A 17,983-nucleotide genomic window follows, 5' to 3' on the forward strand; every position below is an offset into this window, starting at 1 on the left:
AGCCCGCTCCCACGGGAGATGTAAAGCATCTGTTTCTGGAGTCAACGCTATGTCTCTAAACCTCATCATTGGCGACAAACGTTATTCCTCCTGGTCGCTGCGCCCATGGCTGGTGCTGGCAATGACCGGAGCCCCCTATACCGATCAGGTCATTCGCCTGAACAAGCCGGAAACCCGCGAACAGATCCTGAAGTTTTCGCCGACCGGCAAGGTGCCAGCGCTCCAGTGCGAGCACGGCACGATCATCGATTCGCTGGCGATCTGCGAGTACCTGGCCGAACGTTTCCCTGAAGCGGCTCTCTGGCCGCGTGATGTCGCCGCTCGTGCCCAGGCCCGTTCGGCATGCGCACAGATGCACAGTGGCTTCATGAGCCTGCGTTCCAACATGCCGATGGACCTGCGTCATGATCAGGCGCTGGAGGTCATCCCGGTCGATACACAGACCGACATCGATCGCATCGTTGCGTTGTGGGCCGAGTGCCGTGCTGCGGCGACCGAAAGCGGTCCGTTTCTTTTCGGCCAGGCCAGCATTGCCGATGCCTTCTTTGCGCCGGTGGCCATTCGTCTGCGCACCTATCGCGTTGCCCTGCCTGCCGAGGCGCTGGCCTATATTGAAACCCTTTATCAATGGCCTGCTTTCCAGAAGTGGCAACAGGCTGCTCTGGAGGAGCCCGAGGCGTGAAACGTGTTCATGTGGCCGCGGCCGTCATTCGTGGCGCTGACGGCAGAATCCTCATTGCCAAGCGTGCCGATACTCAACATCAGGGCGGTCTGTGGGAGTTTCCCGGCGGCAAGGTCGAGGACGGTGAGGCTGTCCGGGACGCCTTGAGCCGTGAGTTGCAGGAAGAGCTGGGGATTGCGGTCACGGCGGCGCGCCCGCTGATCCAGATCCGGCATGACTATCCGGACAAGCAGGTGTTGCTGGATGTCTGGGAGGTTTCTGCCTTTAACGGGGAACCCCATGGTGCCGAAGGGCAGCCATTGGTCTGGGTGACTCATCGCGAGCTGGCCGATTACGAGTTTCCGGCGGCGAACAAGCCCATCGTCGCGGCTGCGCGGTTGCCCGGCGATTACCTGATCACGCCCGACGGTCTGGAAACCCCCGAGCTTCTGCGGGGGATGCAAAAGGCTATCGCTGGAGGCATCAAGCTGATTCAGTTACGCGCACCGGCCGGTTACGATCCGCAATACCGGGATCTGGCCGTGGATGCCGTTGGCCTGTGTGCCGGCAAGGCGCAACTGATGCTTAAAGGCCCTCTGGAGTGGTTGGGCGACTTCCCCTCAGCCGGATGGCACCTGACCGCCGAGCAACTGCGCAAGTACGCCAGTCGTGGCCGCCCGTTTCCTGAGGTCCGCTGGTTGGCGGCTTCCTGCCATAACGCCGAAGAGCTGGCCCTGGCCGAGCAGATGGGGGTGGATTTTGTCACCCTGTCGCCGGTTCAGCCGACTCAGACTCACCCCGATGCACAGCCATTGGGTTGGGAAGAGGCGTCCCGCCTGATCGCAGGCTTCACCAAACCGGTGTTCCTGCTGGGGGGCGTCGGGCCTGATGAGCGTCAACAGGCGTGGGAGAGCGGCGCGCAAGGCGTGGCCGGAATCCGCGCGTTCTGGCCCGCTTGACTCCCGTAGGAGCGAATTCATTCGCGAAGGCTGACAACCTTTTCGCGAATGAATTCGCTCCTACGGAGTGTTGGGCTTTGGGGCTGCCTGCCAGAGTATTTCTGCAATCCCCTGCCGTTTGGCGATGATGCGTGCGGCCACAAACAGCAAGTCCGATAGCCGGTTGATATACGCCAACCCGACGCCTTCCAGCGGTTCCAGCGCATTGAGCTGCTGGCAGCGCCGCTCCGCACTGCGTGCCAGGCTGCGGCAGACATGGGCCTGGGCAATCAGCATCGAGCCTCCGGGCAATATGAAATTTTCCAGTGGCCCGACTTCCTCGTTCCACCGATCGATAGCCACTTCCAGCCGCTCGACTTCGGCACTGTTCAGCACCTGATAGGCCGGCATGGCGAGTTCACCACCAAGGTCGAACAGGCGGTGCTGGCAAGGACTCAGCACCTCGCTCACCTCCTTGAGTGACGGGTGCCCGGCCAGACCGGCCAGCAGCAGCCCCAGCTGGCTGTTGAGCGTATCGACTTCACCGATGGCCTCTACTCGCGGGTGATCCTTGGGCACTCGTCGGCCGTCACCCAGACCGGTTTCACCGGCATCGCCGGTGCGTGTGTAAATCTTCGACAAGCGAAAGCCCATGCGTATGGCTCCTGGTTACAGCCTGGAAATGACCTGTTGTTGCACGTTCACCTGATTGGCGACCAAAGGCAGGCGCAGGGTGAAGCAGGTTCCCGTGCCGATGGCCGATTGCACTTCCATCTGGCCTTTGTGGTTGTTGGTGATGATGAAGTACGACACCGACAGACCCAGGCCAGTGCCCTGGCCGATTTCCTTGGTCGTGAAGAACGGCTCGAAGGTCCGTTTGCGCACATTTTCCGCCATGCCGATGCCGTTGTCTTCCACCTGGATCTCGGCCCATGGCGGGTTAAGGCGGGTGCGCAAGGTGATACGTCCCGGCTCGGTTTCATTTTCGGCCCGCTGGTGAATGGCCTGTGCAGCGTTCTTCAGCAGGTTCAGCAACACTTGTTCCAGTTCGTTGGCAATGCAGGGGACAGGGCCGAGTTCCGGGTCGAACTGGCGAATGATGTGCTGGCCCTTGAAGTCGAAACCGATTGCCAGATCAAAGTCGTTACCCGCAATTTCCAGTGCCTGATCGATCAGGGCAGGCAGTTCGCAGGGGGTCAACTGACGGTTGCTCAGGCGGCTGAAGTTGAGCATATGGCTGACGATCTTGGCCGCCCGGGCGCCCGCCTGTTGAATGCCGTCGAGCAATTGCGGGACGCCCCGGCTGCCCAGATAGTGATTGACGGTCGTCAGGTCGATGCCGTCGGAGTCGGCCTGCTCGATGTTCTTCGGCAATTCGGGGGAAAGGCGACGCCGGATGTTCTGCACGTTATGCAGAATCGCACCCAGCGGATTATTGATTTCGTGGGCCATACCGGCAGCCAGCCCGCCGACTGACAGCATTTTTTCCGACTGCACCATCATTTCTTCCAGGGAAATCCGCTGGGTGATGTCATCGATCCGGATGACGACACCCCGGCCAGCATCGCCTGTGAGCGGGTAGAAGGTCAGGGCATAGCTGCGGGGTTCGTCGTTCTTGATCCAGGTAACACGCTCGATCTTGGTGACGCTGTGCCGCTCAACGGTCTGTTTGATCTGGGGCAGGAACGACCTCATCGGCTCGAAGGCGATGAAAATAGGCTGGTTGAGGGCTTCATCCAGTGTCGTGCCGGACAGGGCGGTTGCTTCCTGATTCCACTGGGTGACATACAACTGTTCATCCAGTGCGATCATCGCCGAAGGCATCGAGTCGATAATGCTGTTGAGGTAGTTCTGGAAGCCTGTCAGTTTTTTCTCGATCTTGCTGCGAACCTGCACCTCAAGCTCCAGCTTGCGGTTGGTATGGCGGGTTTCTTCGGCCAGGCCCTGAGCCTGGGCATACGCTTCCTGAGAGTCGTCGCGGGCCCGTTTGAGCTGCTGCTCGCGAGCCTCGATACGCGACAGCATGGTGTTGAAGGCTTCGGCCAGGCTGCCGATTTCGTCCTCATTGCCGGGGCCGGCTCGCAGTGCATAGTTTTCTTCGCGGGTGACCTGCCGCGATAACTCTTCGAGCTGATAGATCGGTTCGGTAATCAGGCGGCGAATCTGGCGGGCGATGACCATCCACAGCAGAACGCTGAAGATCAGGATGCCCAGGCTGGCCGTCAGTGTTCCGGTGTAGAACGCTGTTGGCAGTTCGCTGCTGGCCACCAGCAGCAAATGCCCCGGAGCTTCCTGATTACCCTTGGGGACAGGGATGATTTGCGTGCTGCGAAACTCGGTCAGGCGCCAGCTTTCGATATCCCCGTAATGTTCCGGCAGATGCAGCGTTTCCCCCTGCTGCACCTGTGCCAGGCGACGGCCGTTATTGTCGTATAACGCGGCCGCGCGCAACGGCCCATAGCTCTTGAGCTCCTTGAGCAAGGCATTGGCATTCCGGGGGGAGTTCAGGGCCTGCTCGTTGAGGTTCGGGCTGCTGATCAGGCGACCGATGGTCTGCAAGGCCTGCGGAGCCATGGCTTCCTGCGAAATGTAATAGGCGGCGCTGATGAAGGTCAGGTTGGCCACCAGAAGGACAGTGGTCAGCAGGACCAGCAAGGCTGCCAGCAACTTCTGGCCCACGGGCAGGTTTTCTAGGCGCTGGCGCAATGGCATGGGGCAAATCACTACGAAGAAGGAATCAGCAGGGTAGCGTGAGCTAGTCGGTACGCAAACCCTTGCTTGCGAGATGTGTGATCAGGCGCTTGTGCAAGTGTTGCAAGTGAGGCACCGGGCACTGATGACGCGAGGCGGCGACGCAGGCGTAACCGAGCAGATGACTGATTTCCGTGCGGCGGCCATTGGCGACGTCCTGATACATCGATGAATAGTTGGCGGCCGTGGCCTGGATCACCCTCAACACTTCGCTGTGCAGGTCCAGAGCGGCTGCCGGCTGGCCACAGCATTCCAGCAGCACGGTCAGTTCGGCGCACAGCGTTGCCACTTCGCAGTGATGCTCCAGCAGACCACCGTTGCGGCAATCGTGAAGGACCGTCAGCGGATTGATGGCGCAGTTCAACGCCAGTTTGCGCCACAGGCGAGTGACGATATCGGGTGTCCATTCATGGGGAATGCCGCTGTCATCCAGCGTCTTGAGGAATGACGGCGGGGCGGGATGGCTGGCATCGCCCAGCCATGTGTAGCCATGACCGGCAAATACCACTCGCCAGTCCGATTCGCGAAATGCCCCTTCGGTGCTCGATGCAAAAATGCAGCGAGCATGGGGAAGGCGTGCTGCTACCGAGTCCTGGCTGCCCAGGCCGTTCTGCAGCAGGATGACTTCGGCGTTTTCAGCCAGGCGCGGAGCCAGTTGTGCCACGGCCTGTTCGGCATCATAGGCTTTGCAGGCCACCAGCAGACGCTCGATGGGCTCAGGGTTGTCCAGTGTCTGGGCGGCGATGAATACCTGCCGCGCCATCCCGTTTTCCACCAGTGTCAGGCTGCTGCCATGGGCCTGATAATCGGCCAGCCGCTCAGCATTGCGCAGGACAAGACGCATCGGAACGCCCGCCCGGGCCAGTCGTGTGGCCCACAGATTACCCAGGCTGCCCGCGCCGAGGATGTGCCAGATGCCGGGCATCAGCGCTGTCTGTCCGGGCGATTGAACGGCCCGTTAGCCAGGAAATCGGAAGTCGGCATGAAAGGCTCGCAGTGAAGGCTGGAAAAGTCTCGTTATAATGAGCGTTCTTTCATACCGTCAAGTCATGCGTGCTCGCCTTATTACCGGGTACGCCGTTTATCTGGAGAAATTACATGCCATCGTTCGACGTAGTGTCCGAATTGGATAAACACGAAGTCACTAATGCCGTCGACAACGCCATCAAAGAGCTGGACCGTCGCTATGACCTCAAGGGCAAGGGCACTTTCGAGTTCAAGGAACTGACCGTCACGCTCACTGCCGAGGCCGAGTTCCAGCTTGAAGCGATGATCGAAATTCTCAAGATGGCCCTGGTCAAGCGCAAGATCGATGTGAAATGCCTTGAGGTCAAGGACGCCTACGCTTCAGGCAAGGTGATGAAGCAGGAAGCGGTGCTCAGAGAAGGCATCGACAAGGAGCTGGCCAAGAAAATCGTCGCGCACATCAAGGACGCTAAACTGAAAGTCCAGGCTGCCATTCAGGGTGAGCAAGTGCGTGTCACTGGCAAAAAGCGCGATGACCTTCAGGACGCCATTGCCTTGCTGCGGACATACGATTCGGGAATGCCGCTGCAATTCAACAACTTCCGCGACTAGTCATCAGGCTGACTGCCAGGGAACCCTTTGTTCCCTGGCGAGTCCGAACACCCCTGTAAACGCTGAAATGATTGTTCTTGGCAGTCCTTTCAAGTCGGGTTCGTGACAGGCAGGAGAAACAAGATGGATTTGAGCGCAGAAGTCGATCAGCTGTGGAAGGTTTCACAAAGCTGGATTCCGATGATCATGCAATACAGCAGCCGTGTGCTGCTGGCGTTGGTAACACTGAGTATTGGCTGGTGGTTGATTAACAGGCTGACGAGCAAGGTCGGCGCGTTGCTGGCGTTGCGCAATGCCGATCTGGCGTTGCAGGGGTTTGTCAGCAGTCTGGCGAATATCATTCTCAAGATTCTGCTGGTGGTGAGTGTCGCATCGATGATCGGTGTCGAAACCACCTCGTTCGTTGCGGCCATTGGTGCTGCCGGCCTGGCCATTGGCCTGGCCTTGCAGGGCAGCCTGGCGAACTTTGCCGGTGGTGTGCTGATTCTGCTGTTTCGCCCGTTCCGTATCGGCGACTGGATCGAGGCACAAGGTGTGGCGGGTACTGTCGACAGCATCCAGATTTTCCACACCGTGCTGCGTACCGGCGATAACCGGACGGTGATCATGCCCAACGGCAATCTGTCCAACGGCATCATCACCAACACCAACCGTCAGCCGACCCGCAAGATCGTTTTCGACATTGGTGTGAGCCCTGAGGCTGATCTGAGGAAGGCGCTTCAGGTGCTGCTGGACATGGCTCAGGACCCGCGTGTGCTTCCGGACCCGGCTCCGCAGGCTGTGGTGGCGGCGCTGGGCGAGAACGCAATTACCCTGTCATTGAGGGTGTGGACCAAGACCGGCGATATGGGCGACGTGGTTTCGTTCTTCAATATCGAGGCCCGCGATCGTCTGAAAGCGGCCGGTATCGAGATCCCGTCCCCACAACGCATGGTGCGTGTGGTTCAGGAATGATCGTCACGGCGGCATGAAAAAGCCCCGGCTCGCGAGAGTCGGGGCTTTTTGTTATCCACAGGCTCAGGGCTTTTCGTCAGCGATGGCCTTGTCTGTTTCGTTCTGCTTCGCGGTGCCGGCTTCCTTGCTCCATTGCAGGATGATCATCAGCAGGGTCGGTACGCCCAGCAGCGCGGTGATGAGGAAGAAGTTGTGGTAGCCGAATTTTTCCACCATGACCCCTGAATAGCCGCCGATCAGGCGTGGCAGCAACAGCATGATCGAGCTGAGCAGGGCGTATTGAGTGGCGGAGAACTTGAGGTTGGTCAGGCTCGACAGATAGGCCACGAAGGCCGAGGTGGCCAGCCCGGAGCTCAGGTTGTCCAGAGAAATGGTCAACACCAGCATTTTCAGGTTCGGCCCCATGTCGGCCAGCAGCAGGAACAGGATATTGGTGGCTGCCGAACTCAGGCCGCCGATGAACAGGATCGGCATGATGCCGAAACGCACGATCAACAGCCCGCCCACGCCTGCACCCACCAGAGTCATGATCAGACCGAAGATCTTGCTGACGCTGGCAATCTGGTCCTTGGTAAAGCCCTGGTCGATGTAGAACACGTTGGCCATCACGCCCATCACCGTATCGGACATGCGATAGGTGGCGATCAGGCCCAGCAAGATGAAGGCTTGCCAGCGATAGCGCATGATGAAGTCGTTGACGGGGGTCAGGACGGGGGCGAGGCCGCGGCGCCCCATGGTCGAGAGGCAGGCAGTGGTGAGTACGATATAGAGAATCGAGCGCAGGAACGCCCGGTCTTCCAGCAGCAGGTCCATCCAGCTGCCACCCTGGAACAGCACGCTCGCGAAGTCGGTGTTGTAGAGCTGGGTGAACATGGCCGGCACCGACACCAGCAGCACAATGAGCACGAACACCGAGGCCAGTTGATGCATGAAGCCATAGCGGGCCGCCGACAACTGTGTGCGCAAGGGCACGGGCGGTTCGCGCATGATGAAGGTGGTGATCAGGGCTGGCAGCATCAACAGCCCGAACAGCACATAGGTGCCGGTCCAGGCCGAGTGCTTGTAGGAGAATCCTGTAGAGCCAAAGCCTTCGGCGAAATACAACGCGCCGGCTGTGGATAACAGCGCCGCCACGCGATAGCCGGACATGTAGCTGGCTGCCAGGGCGGCTTGCTGGGTGTCCTGAGCGATCTCCAGGCGATAGGCATCGATGGCGATATCCTGCGTCGCAGAGGCAAAGGCCACTACAACGGCAATGGCGATCAACCATGACAGATGCTGCTGAGGGTCACAGAAGCCCATGCCGATCAGGCCCAGCAGCACCAGCGTCTGCGAGAGGACCAGCCAGGAGCGTCTGCGCCCCAGTTTGCCGAGCAGGGGCAGGCGCCATTGGTCGAGCAGTGGCGACCAGACCCATTTGAAGGCATAGGCCAGGCCGATGAGGCTGGCATAGCCGATGGTTTCACGAGCGACACCGGCTTCGCGCAACCAGACCGACAGCGTCGAGAAGACCAGCATGTAAGGCATGCCCGCAGCGAATCCGAGCAGCAGCAACACTAATGTCGAGGGGCTGGCATAAGCGGCGAGCGCGGCGCGCCAGGTTTTACGGGGCATGGGCTGGAAACTGCCTCAGGTTGCGAAAACAAAGGGCGCACTCTAACCGCTGTGCTACATGGGACGCCAGCCATGGCGCTTCATATCGACCCGATTGTTCTGGATGGTAAGGCCTTCGGCACGCAAGCGGGCACGCTGTTCGTCACCTGAAACGCTTCCCGCTGGCAGACTGAGCCTGCCGCCAGCCCCCAGAACCCGATGCCAGGGGAGCGAAGTCCCCTCCGGTAACTGGCTCAATGTACGACCCACCCAACGAGCGGCCCTTCCCAGCCCGGCGATGTCGGCAAGTTCTCCATAACTGACGACCTTGCCTTCGGGAACCTGGGCAAGGGTGAGGTAGAGCGCTGTGCGTCGGGCTTCTGCCGGGGACAGCCCGGCAGGATCGCCCTGTTCTGTCACGGGATGAATCACGGTTCATTACCTGTTTATGAAAATGTAGAAAAACTGTTACCGGAACTACGGAAAATTCTCACTGTCATTGAACACTGTGCCGTTTCGGTCTTTGCCGACCTGACGTTATCCGGCCGACCCGCTGGATAATGCCCGATTTTTCGCTTAACAGAGCCTAGTAGTTGCTTATGTTGTCCAGAACCTTGCTGTGCCTTGCTATCACCACTGTTTCCACTCCGTTGCTCGCCGATACCGTCTGGTTGAAGAATGGCGATCGTCTGAGTGGCACCATCAAGCTGTTCGATGGCGGTAAATTGCTGATCGAAACGCCGTATGGCGGTGCCGTGCCGCTGGACTGGAAGCAGGTCAAGACGCTGGAAAGCGAACAGCCGCTGCTGGTCAAGCAGAACCAGTACACGGGGGAGGTCGCCAAATCGTTGAAGGCTGCCGATGACGGCAAGGTCGTGCTGGTCAATGGCGAGGCACCGAAAACGGTGGAACTGGCCAGCATCCAGCAGATCGTCAAACCCAAACCGGTCATCACCGACATGGTGTGGAAGGGCAATATCGATGCGGCCCTGGACTTCCAGAAGGCCGAGAACGATACCGACGACTACAACGTCGCCTTCAAGACCTCGGCGCGTCATGGGCAATGGCGGCACAACGCCAAGGGTGATTACAACCGCGAGACCACGGACGATGCGGTCGGCACCGATAACTGGAGCGCCGAATACTCCCTCGACCGCTTCCTGACCGACAAGCTGTTCTGGGATGCGCGCATCACCTACAAGCGCGACAAGATCGAAGACCTGTCCCGTCAGCGCACCATCGGTACGGGTCCCGGCTATCAGCTCTGGGATGATGAACTGGGTGCGTTCAAGGTTGGCGGGCTGCTTAACCGCACGGACTTCGAGTTCTCCAACGGTCAGAAGGAGAACTTCTATTCGGTCGCGGGCACCTGGGACTACAACCGCTATCTGGTGGGCAAGAAGTTCGAGTTCTTCTCCACGGGTGAGGTGGCAAGGCCACTGAGTGGCGTTGCCGATTATTCCCTGGATGTCGAAGCCGGGCTGCGCTACAAGGTGACCGATTGGGCGTCGCTGAACCTCAAGGCAGAGAAAAACATCATCAGTGGCTCTGACAACGGTGATGTCGACAAAACCCGCTACACCGCAGGCTTTGGTGTGAGCTGGTAAGCCTTCCCGCCATGAAAAACGCCTCTGTTGAGGCGTTTTTCATGAGTAACGTCTAAATGCGCATGGCACCATCCAGCTCCAGAATCCTTCCGCTGTAATAGTCATTCTCGAAGATATAAGCCACCGAATGCGCGATCTCGGCGGGGGTGCCCATGCGTTTGAGCGGGATGGCCGAGGTCATTTTTTCCAGGGCTTCGGGTTTCATGCTGGCGGTCATTTCCGTCTCGATGAAGCCGGGCGCAATGCCCGCCACCCTGATGCCGTAGCGCGCCAGTTCCTTGGCCCAGGTCACGGTGGCCGCCGCCACGCCAGCCTTGGCAGCCGAATAGTTGGTCTGGCCGATGTTGCCGGCGCGAGAGATCGAGGAAATATTGATGATCGCCCCCTGGCTCTTCTGCTCGACCATTTTGGCCGCGACTTCCCGAGTGCAGAGAAAGACACCGGTCAGGTTGACGTCGATGACAGCCTGCCATTGCGCCAGACTCAGTTTGGTGATTTCGCCATCCTTGACCTTGAGCAACAGGCCATCGCGCAAGATACCGGCATTATTGACCAGGCCATGAATGGTACCGAAGTCTTCGGCGACCCTGGCAACCATGTCCGTGACCTGATCTTCATTGGCTACATTGCATAGGTAGGCACGGGCTTCAACGCCCAGAGCCTTGCAGGCGGCAACGGCCTGATCGAGCTTGTCCTGGTTCAGGTCCACCAGCGCCAGGTTGGCACCCTTGGTTGCCAGGTATTCGGCCATGGCACGGCCTAACCCCTGGCACCCGCCCGTAATAATAATTAACTTGTTTTTCAATTCCATGTGCGTGCCCAATCTGCAAGTCATTGTCATGGCATCATGAGTCGAAAATGCCATTGCCAGAGCACTTTATAAGCTGTTTTAGAGCGTTCGTCTTTAACCTGACGAAAACGTTATAAGGAGTCACAGGATGAGCGCGAAAGCCTCTAAAAACGCACGCGAGCTGCTGCTCAAAGAGTACCGCTCCGTGTTGTCCACCCATTCCAGGTCCATGCCCGGCTTTCCGTTCGGCTCGGCCGTGCCTTACTGCCTCACTGAGCAAGGCTGGCCGCTGATTCTGATCAGCCGTATTGCCCAACATACCCACAACCTGACCGCAGACCCCAAGTGCTCCTTGCTGGTGGGCGAGCGAGAGGCTGAAGACGTGCAGGCGGTCGGGCGTATCACGGTTCTGGCCGAAGCCCGTAAATTGAGCGATCCGCAAGCCATCGAAGCGGCTGCCCAGCGCTATTACCGCTATTTCCCCGAGTCCGCGAGCTACCACACGGCCCATGATTTCGATTTCTGGGTGCTGGAGCCGGTGCGTTATCGCTACATCGGCGGCTTCGGGGCGATTCACTGGTTCGATAACGTTGCGCTGGCCAACCCGTTCGCCGGGGAAGTCGAAACCCGCATGGTCGATCACATGAATGAAGATCATGCCAATGCCATTGCGCACTACGTGGCGCTTGCCGGACTGCCGCAAAGCGAGCCTGCACAGATGGTCGGTCTCGACAGTGAAGGCATGCACTTGCGGATCGGTCACGGGGTGTACTGGCTGGCGTTCGGGCAGCCCTGCAATACGCCGACACAAGTGCGCGAAGCCTTGGTCCAGTTGGCTCGCGCGCAGAAATGGCCATCTTCTGAAGAGCAGGAAGCTTGAATTAACGATCTTCTGACATCACATAGGGTCTACTTGGAAGGCATTCTTCCGTAGAGGAACTGATTTGATGCGTGCTTTTTTGCTGCTCTTTTTGCTTTTTCCGGTCCTTGAGCTGTTTGTTCTGGTCCGGGTCGGTATGTCCATTGGCTTCCTGTGGACCTTCCTGCTGGTGCTGGGCACATCCGTGCTGGGGCTGTTCGTGATGCGTGTGGCGGGTTTGGCCACCGCACTGCGGGCCCGTGAAAGCCTGGCGCGTGGCGAGCTTCCGGCCCAACAGATGCTCGAAGGCTTGATGGTTGCGGTCGGTGGCGGCCTGCTGCTGTTGCCGGGCTTCATCAGTGACATTCTGGGCGTGATCTGCCTGCTGCCGTTCACCCGGCGCATGCTGGCCGACAAGCTTCGTCGCCGTGCAGAGGATCAGGCCATGCGCCAGAGAGCGTTCGCCGACGACCTGCATCAGGCCAATCCGGGGTCGGCTGGCAGCCGTCCTGGTGCGATTCATCAGCCCACCCGCGAGCCGGATGTCATCGAGGGTGAGTTCGAGCACCGCGACAAGTAATTGCCGCGACCTCTCTGCACGGCACCTTCGGGTGCCGTGTCCGTTTCAAGTTCCTGTATATGCAAAAAAATTCTTGCCCAAGCCTTGTAATCACCTTGCCCGCCCTTATGTATGGGTCACCGCAAGGTTTCTGGCCTTTCCGCCAGACCGTATTCTGCGGTTCGCATGTCGAACCGTAACCGGCAAGACCGGATTTTTTAACCCGCCGGTGTGTGCACCGGGCGCTCTAAAACCATAATCAGGAGATCGACAATGAAGCTTCGTCCTCTGCATGATCGCGTCGTAATCCGTCGCAGCGAAGAAGAAACGAAAACTGCCGGCGGTATCGTTCTGCCAGGTTCGGCTGCTGAAAAGCCTAACCGTGGCGAGATCGTCGCTGTGGGTACCGGCCGTGTGCTGGACAACGGCGAAGTCCGCGCGCTGGCCGTGAAAGTGGGTGACAAGGTAGTGTTTGGCCCTTACTCCGGCAGCAACACTGTGAAAGTAGACGGCGAAGACCTGCTGGTGATGAGCGAGAACGAAATCCTCGCTGTCATCGAAGGCTGAGTACGACCGCTGATTTCCGTCACTACCAAGTATTCAAGGAATAAAGATCATGGCTGCTAAAGAAGTTAAATTCGGCGACGCCGGTCGCAAGAAAATGCTCGCTGGTGTAAACGTCCTGGCTGACGCAGTAAAAGCGACCCTGGGTCCAAAAGGCCGCAACGTTATCATCGAGAAGAGCTTCGGTGCTCCTCTGATCACCAAAGACGGTGTTTCGGTTGCCAAGGAAATCGAACTGAAAGACCGTTTCGAGAACATGGGCGCGCAGCTGGTCAAAGACGTTGCCTCCCGTGCCAACGATGACGCCGGTGACGGTACCACCACCGCTACCGTTCTGGCTCAGGCTATCGTCAACGAAGGCCTGAAAGCCGTCGCTGCCGGCATGAACCCGATGGACCTCAAGCGCGGTATCGACAAGGCGACCATCGCCATCGTTGCCGAGCTGAAGAAACTGTCCAAGCCTTGCACCGACACTAAGGCCATCGCTCAGGTGGGTACCATCTCCGCCAACTCCGACAACTCCATCGGTGACATCATCGCTGAAGCCATGGAAAAAGTGACCAAAGACGGCGTTATCACCGTTGAAGAGGGCACTGGTCTGGAGAACGAACTGTCGGTCGTCGAAGGCATGCAGTTCGACCGTGGCTACCTGTCCCCGTACTTCATCAACAAGCCGGACACCATGGTTGCCGAGCTGGACAGCCCGCTGATCCTGCTGGTCGACAAGAAGATCTCCAACATCCGCGAAATGCTGCCGGTTCTGGAAGCAGTCGCCAAGGCTGGTCGTCCACTGTTGATCGTTGCCGAAGACGTCGAAGGCGAAGCCCTGGCGACTCTGGTTGTGAACAACATGCGCGGTATCGTGAAAGTTGCAGCCGTCAAGGCTCCAGGTTTCGGCGACCGTCGCAAGGCCATGCTGCAGGACATCGCTGTCCTGACCGGCGGTACCGTTATCTCCGAAGAGATCGGTCTGAGCCTGGAAAGCACTACCCTGGAGCACCTGGGTAATGCCAAGCGCGTTGTACTGAACAAAGAAAACACCACCATCATCGACGGCTCCGGCGTCAAGACCGATATCGACTCGCGCATCGCTCAGATCCGCCAGCAGATCGGTGACACCAGCTCCGACTACGACAAGGAAAAACTGCAAGAGCGTCTGGCCAAGCTGTCTGGCGGCGTTGCAGTGATCAAGGTCGGTGCCGGTTCCGAAGTCGAAATGAAAGAGAAGAAAGCACGCGTTGAAGACGCCCTGCACGCTACCCGTGCAGCCGTTGAAGAAGGCGTGGTTCCTGGCGGTGGCGTTGCTCTGGTTCGCTCCCTGCAGGCTATCTCCGAACTGAAAGGCGACAACGCTGATCAGAACGTCGGTATCACCCTGCTGCGTCGCGCTGTAGAAGCTCCTCTGCGCCAGATCGTTGCCAACTCCGGCGACGAGCCAAGCGTTGTAGTCGACAAGGTCAAGCAAGGTTCGGGTAACTTCGGTTACAACGCTGCGACCGGCGAATACGGCGACATGATTGAAATGGGTATCCTGGACCCGGCCAAAGTGACTCGCTCTGCTCTGCAGGCGGCGTCCTCCATTGCCAGCTTGATGATCACCACCGAAGCGATGATCGCTGACGTGCCTGAAGACAAGCCAGCAGCTGGCGGCGGCATGCCAGACATGGGCGGCATGGGTGGCATGGGCGGCATGATGTAAGCCAGCCTTACCCCTCGCTACACCCTGAAGAACCCCGCCTTTGTGCGGGGTTCTTTGTTTTGGGCCACGACGCTTTTCAACTTCAAGTGCTCTCAGCGAACGCTTTCACCTGCTCGACAGTCTGACCTCCATTCATTTCGGATTTCAGGATTACCCTGCCCACTGCCCGGATTGGCTTTGCATGCCAGTATCGTCACCCTCAACGCAACCTGCCTGCAGGCGCGGCCTCTATGGTCACGGCGACCGGATGTTGAATCGCTGGACCAATGAATACGTGACCGGGCTTCTCGATCGATTCGAGGTGATGTTCGAGTCCAGGGACAAGCATCTACACTCTGGATTATTACCAGCAATACATGGCGTCGTTCTAGGTTTTGTACGTAAAGTGGCTGCGCTCGGTCATGCTGCGTTAAAAACCGGCTCGTGCGCGAGTCCGATCGGAATGCTCATTGACAACCCGTCAAGTCGAGCGCGACTCCGACCGTTCCTCGCCGTTTTTTGCCTTGCCTGACCTTCGCTCGCCGACTTTTCGTACAGAACCTAGCGTTTCATGGGCGCGCCGATCTCGGTGGCCGTGCTTTTGTCCGGTCTGTACAGAATGAAGTAATACACACCCAGACAGATCAGCCAGCAAAACACGGCCGTCCAGACGTTGTGCGAGAAAAAGTGAGCACCTTGCAGCATCCGGCCGATGGAGAAGATCGTCCCCAGGCTGAAAGCCAGTACCAGGCCTGCTTTTGCCAGACGCGGCTTGCGATCACGAAACATGAAGAACAGCGCGAACAGGGTAAACCCGGTTGCCGCATGACCGCCCGGCCAGCAGCGGCCCGGCTTGTCGGTGGCCGGACGCGCGGCGAGCAGTTCGCTGTAGGTTTCCTGACCGCCGAACTCGTTGAGGCTCCAGGGGCACTGGACGGAGGTGACGACTTTTACCGGTGTGACGAAACCGGTCGAAAGCGCCATGGACAGCACCAGACAACCCAGCTCGCGCCGCCATGGCATCAGGCGTGTGACCTTGAAGGATGCGGCGAAAACGAGTGCGGATATGACCCCCAGTGCAATGACGACCTGCTTGGCGCGGTCATGCAGAATGTCTTCGAGAAAATAGCTGTGTTTGCCGATGAACTCTCCCGCGAGCGGGTCATAGGCCAGACGGGCCAGGTTCATGTCCAGAGACGTCAGTTCCAGCAGGATGAGAATCAGGGCGGTTGCGGCAGGAATGCCCAGATAGAGCCAGGGATTGAGCGGGCGGGAGTTGATCAGGGTGGCGGGTGTCGGCATGTCGAATCCAGGTCAATGGCAAAGGCCCCGACGGCTACTTACGGGGGACGCCGCAGTTTCTGCTCGAAACTGTCGCCCGTTCGTGAACACTTGATGAAAAAATCGTAAAGCCACGTGGTACTGGCCCTGAGACCAACTTCGCCTTAAGCTGCGCCAGCCTTTATTGCATATGAGCGTGCTTCCAATGCGAATTCTTCTGGTTGAAGACAACCGCGACATTCTGGCGAATCTGGCCGATTATCTGGGCATGAAGGGGTATACCGTCGATTGCGCACAGGATGGCCTTTCAGGATTGCATCTGGCTGCAACCGAGCATTACGACTTGATCGTACTCGACATCATGTTGCCCGGCATTGACGGCTACACCCTCTGCAAACGTCTGCGCGAAGATGCGCGACGTGACACACCGGTGATCATGCTGACGGCCCGCGACCAGCTGGATGACCGCTTGCAGGGCTTCCGTTCCGGTGCCGACGATTACCTGCTCAAGCCTTTCGCGCTGTCCGAACTGGCGGCCCGTATCGAAGCGGTCTTGCGCCGGGCCCAGGGAGGAGGGCGTCGCACCTTGCAGGTGGCCGATCTGGTCTACGACCTCGATACCCTGGAAGTCACCCGCGACGGCCGCATGCTCAAGCTCAACCCGGTCGGGTTGAAACTGTTGGCCGTTCTGATGCAGAAGAGCCCTCATGTCCTGCGCCGCGAAATTCTGGAAGAAGCGCTGTGGGGCGATGATTGCCCTGACAGCGACAGCCTGCGCAGCCACGTGCATCAACTGCGTCAGGTGATCGACAAACCGTTCCCCAAACCGTTGCTGCAAACCGTGCATGGTGTCGGCTACCGTCTGGCCGAGGGCAAGGATGGAGTTTAAACAGAGTCTTGCCCAACGGATCATCATTGCCTTTGCCTTGATGAGTGCATTGGTGGCCGGGTCCTTCGCCATGGGGATCATTTCCACCGTTCACCTGGTTGAAGAGAAACTGATCTCCGCAGGACTGGGAGGGGACCTCAATCGTCTGATGCTGATGGACAGTGTCAGCGACTGGAGTCATCGCCCCAAGCAGGATCAGCTGTTCTATTTCTCCAACGGCCCCGGCGATTTCGACCTGCCCAAGGACCTGCGCCACCTTGAGCCGGGCTTTCATGAAGTGTTTCGCGGCCCTTTGTCCTATCACGCCATGATCGAAGTGGTGGATGGCAGGCATTACGCCTTGCTTCAGGACCAGAGCGACTTTGAAGAGCGTGAGCGTGTCCTGTTCGCCGTTGTGCTGGTGGGGTTCGTCCTGGCGCTGGCGCTGGCAGTCTTTCTGGGCTGGATTCTGGCGCGGCGCGTCATGGCGCCTGTGGTGCGTCTGGCACGTCAGGTGCGTCATCGCGACCAGTTATTGGGTCTGGCTCCGCCCCTGGCACCCGATTATGCCGCTGACGAGGTCGGTGAGCTGGCCGTCGCATTCGACGCCACACTCGGCCGTCTTCGACAGGCATTGATACGCGAGCGGATGTTTACCAGTGATGTGAGCCATGAGCTGCGCACGCCCCTGATGGTGCTCGCCAGCTCATGCGAGTTGCTGCTGGAAAATCCGGCTCTGGACCAGCGCGCCAGACGGCAGGTGGAACGTATTGCCAGGGCCTGTGAAGAAATGCGCGACCTGGTACAGACCTTCCTCATGCTGGCCCGTACGCAGCGGGAAGATCCGGCCATGACACCGCGGGCCACGCTGGGAGCGGTTGCCGAGCAACTGGTTGCCTTGTGGCGTGACCCGATCGAAGGCAAGGGGTTGAAGCTGATCTATAACCCTTCCGGAGCGGAGCCCTTGGCCGATGTGCACTACAACGCGACCTTTCTGCATGCGGTGATGGGCAACCTGCTACGCAATGCGCTGCATTACACGGACGATGGATTCATTGCCCTGACCCTGCTGGAAGACGGCTTTGTCGTGGAAGACAGCGGGGTCGGTATCCCGGAAGAAAAACGTGAAGCCATGTTCGAGCCTTTTGTAAGAGGCAACGAACAGCGTGGTGAAGGGCTTGGTCTGGGGCTTTCTCTGGTTCAACGGATCTGTGTGAATCAGGGCTGGAGCGTGGATCTGACGCCCATGGAGCCTCATGGCTGTCGTTTCAGGGTCAGTCTTGTCACCAAATCCTGACGTTT

Annotated in this window: 18 protein-coding genes; 11 read left to right on the forward strand and 7 right to left on the reverse strand. The window is 58.8% G+C overall.

All coding sequences use genetic code 11. The features are described 5' to 3' along the window. Positions 1–49: 49 nt before the first annotated feature. Positions 50–682: a glutathione S-transferase family protein gene (locus tag ACIPY9_RS05410; protein WP_400697727.1), complete on the forward strand. Its 633-nt coding sequence runs from the start codon at positions 50–52 to the stop codon at positions 680–682. Then, entirely contained in the window at positions 679–1,620 is a 942-nt protein-coding gene (locus tag ACIPY9_RS05415; RefSeq protein WP_400697729.1) for a Nudix family hydrolase, read from the forward strand. Before ACIPY9_RS05410 ends, ACIPY9_RS05415 begins: the two co-directional genes overlap by 4 nt. Before the next feature lie 60 nt (positions 1,621–1,680). Here the strand turns inward: ACIPY9_RS05415 and ACIPY9_RS05420 are convergent, their stop codons facing one another. Genes ACIPY9_RS05420 through ACIPY9_RS05430 form a run of 3 tightly spaced genes read right to left on the reverse strand, consistent with a single transcriptional unit; the run spans position 1,681 to position 5,275 of the window. Next, a complete protein-coding gene (locus ACIPY9_RS05420) occupies positions 1,681–2,253 on the reverse strand; it encodes a cob(I)yrinic acid a,c-diamide adenosyltransferase (protein ID WP_400697731.1) in 573 nt (190 codons plus the stop codon). Between the two features lie 15 nt (positions 2,254–2,268). Beyond that, entirely contained in the window at positions 2,269–4,311 is a 2,043-nt protein-coding gene (locus tag ACIPY9_RS05425) for an ATP-binding protein (protein WP_400697734.1), read from the reverse strand. Positions 4,312–4,354: 43 nt separating this feature from the next. Then, positions 4,355–5,275 carry a putative 2-dehydropantoate 2-reductase gene (locus ACIPY9_RS05430; protein WP_400697736.1) on the reverse strand — a complete coding sequence of 307 codons (921 nt, stop codon included), beginning with the start codon at positions 5,273–5,275 and terminating at the stop codon, positions 4,355–4,357. Between the two features lie 173 nt (positions 5,276–5,448). On the opposite strand from ACIPY9_RS05430, the gene ACIPY9_RS05435 reads away from it, so the two are divergent. Both ACIPY9_RS05435 and ACIPY9_RS05440 read left to right on the forward strand, forming a co-directional pair. After that, positions 5,449–5,928, forward strand: a complete 480-nt coding sequence (locus ACIPY9_RS05435) for a YajQ family cyclic di-GMP-binding protein (RefSeq protein ID WP_400697739.1) — start codon at positions 5,449–5,451, stop codon at positions 5,926–5,928. A 123-nt stretch (positions 5,929–6,051) separates the two neighbouring features. Further along, entirely contained in the window at positions 6,052–6,882 is an 831-nt protein-coding gene (locus ACIPY9_RS05440) for a mechanosensitive ion channel family protein (RefSeq protein WP_400697741.1), read from the forward strand. Between the two features lie 63 nt (positions 6,883–6,945). Here ACIPY9_RS05440 and ACIPY9_RS05445 read toward each other — a convergent pair whose 3' ends face one another. Together ACIPY9_RS05445 and ACIPY9_RS05450 are read right to left on the reverse strand one after the other, a co-directional pair. Beyond that, the gene (locus ACIPY9_RS05445; protein ID WP_400697744.1) at positions 6,946–8,496 is read right to left on the reverse strand and encodes an AmpG family muropeptide MFS transporter; all 1,551 of its coding nucleotides are present in this window, start codon (positions 8,494–8,496) and stop codon (positions 6,946–6,948) included. Between the two features lie 54 nt (positions 8,497–8,550). Next, entirely contained in the window at positions 8,551–8,907 is a 357-nt protein-coding gene (locus ACIPY9_RS05450) for an MGMT family protein (protein ID WP_400697747.1), read from the reverse strand. A gap of 167 nt (positions 8,908–9,074) precedes the next feature. On the opposite strand from ACIPY9_RS05450, the gene ACIPY9_RS05455 reads away from it, so the two are divergent. Beyond that, positions 9,075–10,082: a DUF481 domain-containing protein gene (locus ACIPY9_RS05455; protein ID WP_400697749.1), complete on the forward strand. Its 1,008-nt coding sequence runs from the start codon at positions 9,075–9,077 to the stop codon at positions 10,080–10,082. Positions 10,083–10,134: 52 nt separating this feature from the next. On the opposite strand, the gene ACIPY9_RS05460 is transcribed toward ACIPY9_RS05455, so the two are convergent. After that, a complete protein-coding gene (locus ACIPY9_RS05460; protein ID WP_400697752.1) occupies positions 10,135–10,893 on the reverse strand; it encodes an SDR family oxidoreductase in 759 nt (252 codons plus the stop codon). Positions 10,894–11,020: 127 nt separating this feature from the next. Between ACIPY9_RS05460 and ACIPY9_RS05465 the strand changes: the two genes are divergently transcribed. The 4 genes from ACIPY9_RS05465 to groL all read left to right on the forward strand — a co-directional run bounded on the left by ACIPY9_RS05465 (position 11,021) and on the right by groL (position 14,553). Further along, positions 11,021–11,752 (forward strand): HugZ family protein, encoded by a 732-nt coding sequence (locus ACIPY9_RS05465; RefSeq protein WP_400697755.1) that lies wholly within the window; start codon positions 11,021–11,023, stop codon positions 11,750–11,752. A gap of 67 nt (positions 11,753–11,819) precedes the next feature. Beyond that, positions 11,820–12,311 carry an FxsA family protein gene (locus ACIPY9_RS05470; protein WP_400697757.1) on the forward strand — a complete coding sequence of 164 codons (492 nt, stop codon included), beginning with the start codon at positions 11,820–11,822 and terminating at the stop codon, positions 12,309–12,311. A 252-nt stretch (positions 12,312–12,563) separates the two neighbouring features. Then, a complete protein-coding gene (locus tag ACIPY9_RS05475; RefSeq protein ID WP_004881479.1) occupies positions 12,564–12,857 on the forward strand; it encodes a co-chaperone GroES in 294 nt (97 codons plus the stop codon). Positions 12,858–12,906: 49 nt separating this feature from the next. Further along, positions 12,907–14,553, forward strand: a complete 1,647-nt coding sequence (gene groL / locus ACIPY9_RS05480) for a chaperonin GroEL (protein WP_400697762.1) — start codon at positions 12,907–12,909, stop codon at positions 14,551–14,553. A gap of 540 nt (positions 14,554–15,093) precedes the next feature. Here the strand turns inward: groL and ACIPY9_RS05485 are convergent. Next, positions 15,094–15,834 (reverse strand): phosphatase PAP2 family protein, encoded by a 741-nt coding sequence (locus tag ACIPY9_RS05485; RefSeq protein ID WP_400697764.1) that lies wholly within the window; start codon positions 15,832–15,834, stop codon positions 15,094–15,096. A 184-nt stretch (positions 15,835–16,018) separates the two neighbouring features. Here ACIPY9_RS05485 and colR point away from each other — a divergent pair, with 184 nt between their 5' ends. Together colR and ACIPY9_RS05495 are read left to right on the forward strand one after the other, a co-directional pair. After that, entirely contained in the window at positions 16,019–16,702 is a 684-nt protein-coding gene (colR, locus tag ACIPY9_RS05490) for a two-component system response regulator ColR (protein ID WP_400697767.1), read from the forward strand. Next, a complete protein-coding gene (locus ACIPY9_RS05495; protein ID WP_400697770.1) occupies positions 16,692–17,978 on the forward strand; it encodes a sensor histidine kinase in 1,287 nt (428 codons plus the stop codon). The genes colR and ACIPY9_RS05495 overlap by 11 nt, the downstream gene beginning before the upstream one ends. The last annotated feature ends 5 nt before the right edge of the window (positions 17,979–17,983 follow it).

Source organism: Pseudomonas sp. NPDC089734 (assembly GCF_044748865.1).
Lineage (GTDB): Bacteria > Pseudomonadota > Gammaproteobacteria > Pseudomonadales > Pseudomonadaceae > Aquipseudomonas.

Excerpts from the sequence above, each read along its gene's own strand:
- ACIPY9_RS05410 (WP_400697727.1), top strand. The coding sequence starts at position 50 with ATGTCTCTAAACCTCATCATTGGCGACAAACGTTATTCCTCCTGGTCG.
- ACIPY9_RS05420 (WP_400697731.1), bottom strand. The coding sequence starts at position 2,253 with ATGGGCTTTCGCTTGTCGAAGATTTACACACGCACCGGCGATGCCGGT.
- ACIPY9_RS05425 (WP_400697734.1), bottom strand. The coding sequence starts at position 4,311 with ATGCCATTGCGCCAGCGCCTAGAAAACCTGCCCGTGGGCCAGAAGTTG.
- ACIPY9_RS05430 (WP_400697736.1), bottom strand. The coding sequence starts at position 5,275 with ATGCCCGGCATCTGGCACATCCTCGGCGCGGGCAGCCTGGGTAATCTG.
- ACIPY9_RS05435 (WP_400697739.1), top strand. The coding sequence starts at position 5,449 with ATGCCATCGTTCGACGTAGTGTCCGAATTGGATAAACACGAAGTCACT.
- ACIPY9_RS05440 (WP_400697741.1), top strand. The coding sequence starts at position 6,052 with ATGGATTTGAGCGCAGAAGTCGATCAGCTGTGGAAGGTTTCACAAAGC.
- ACIPY9_RS05445 (WP_400697744.1), bottom strand. The coding sequence starts at position 8,496 with ATGCCCCGTAAAACCTGGCGCGCCGCGCTCGCCGCTTATGCCAGCCCC.
- ACIPY9_RS05455 (WP_400697749.1), top strand. The coding sequence starts at position 9,075 with ATGTTGTCCAGAACCTTGCTGTGCCTTGCTATCACCACTGTTTCCACT.
- ACIPY9_RS05460 (WP_400697752.1), bottom strand. The coding sequence starts at position 10,893 with ATGGAATTGAAAAACAAGTTAATTATTATTACGGGCGGGTGCCAGGGG.
- ACIPY9_RS05465 (WP_400697755.1), top strand. The coding sequence starts at position 11,021 with ATGAGCGCGAAAGCCTCTAAAAACGCACGCGAGCTGCTGCTCAAAGAG.
- ACIPY9_RS05470 (WP_400697757.1), top strand. The coding sequence starts at position 11,820 with ATGCGTGCTTTTTTGCTGCTCTTTTTGCTTTTTCCGGTCCTTGAGCTG.
- ACIPY9_RS05475 (WP_004881479.1), top strand. The coding sequence starts at position 12,564 with ATGAAGCTTCGTCCTCTGCATGATCGCGTCGTAATCCGTCGCAGCGAA.
- groL (WP_400697762.1), top strand. The coding sequence starts at position 12,907 with ATGGCTGCTAAAGAAGTTAAATTCGGCGACGCCGGTCGCAAGAAAATG.
- ACIPY9_RS05485 (WP_400697764.1), bottom strand. The coding sequence starts at position 15,834 with ATGCCGACACCCGCCACCCTGATCAACTCCCGCCCGCTCAATCCCTGG.
- colR (WP_400697767.1), top strand. The coding sequence starts at position 16,019 with ATGCGAATTCTTCTGGTTGAAGACAACCGCGACATTCTGGCGAATCTG.
- ACIPY9_RS05495 (WP_400697770.1), top strand. The coding sequence starts at position 16,692 with ATGGAGTTTAAACAGAGTCTTGCCCAACGGATCATCATTGCCTTTGCC.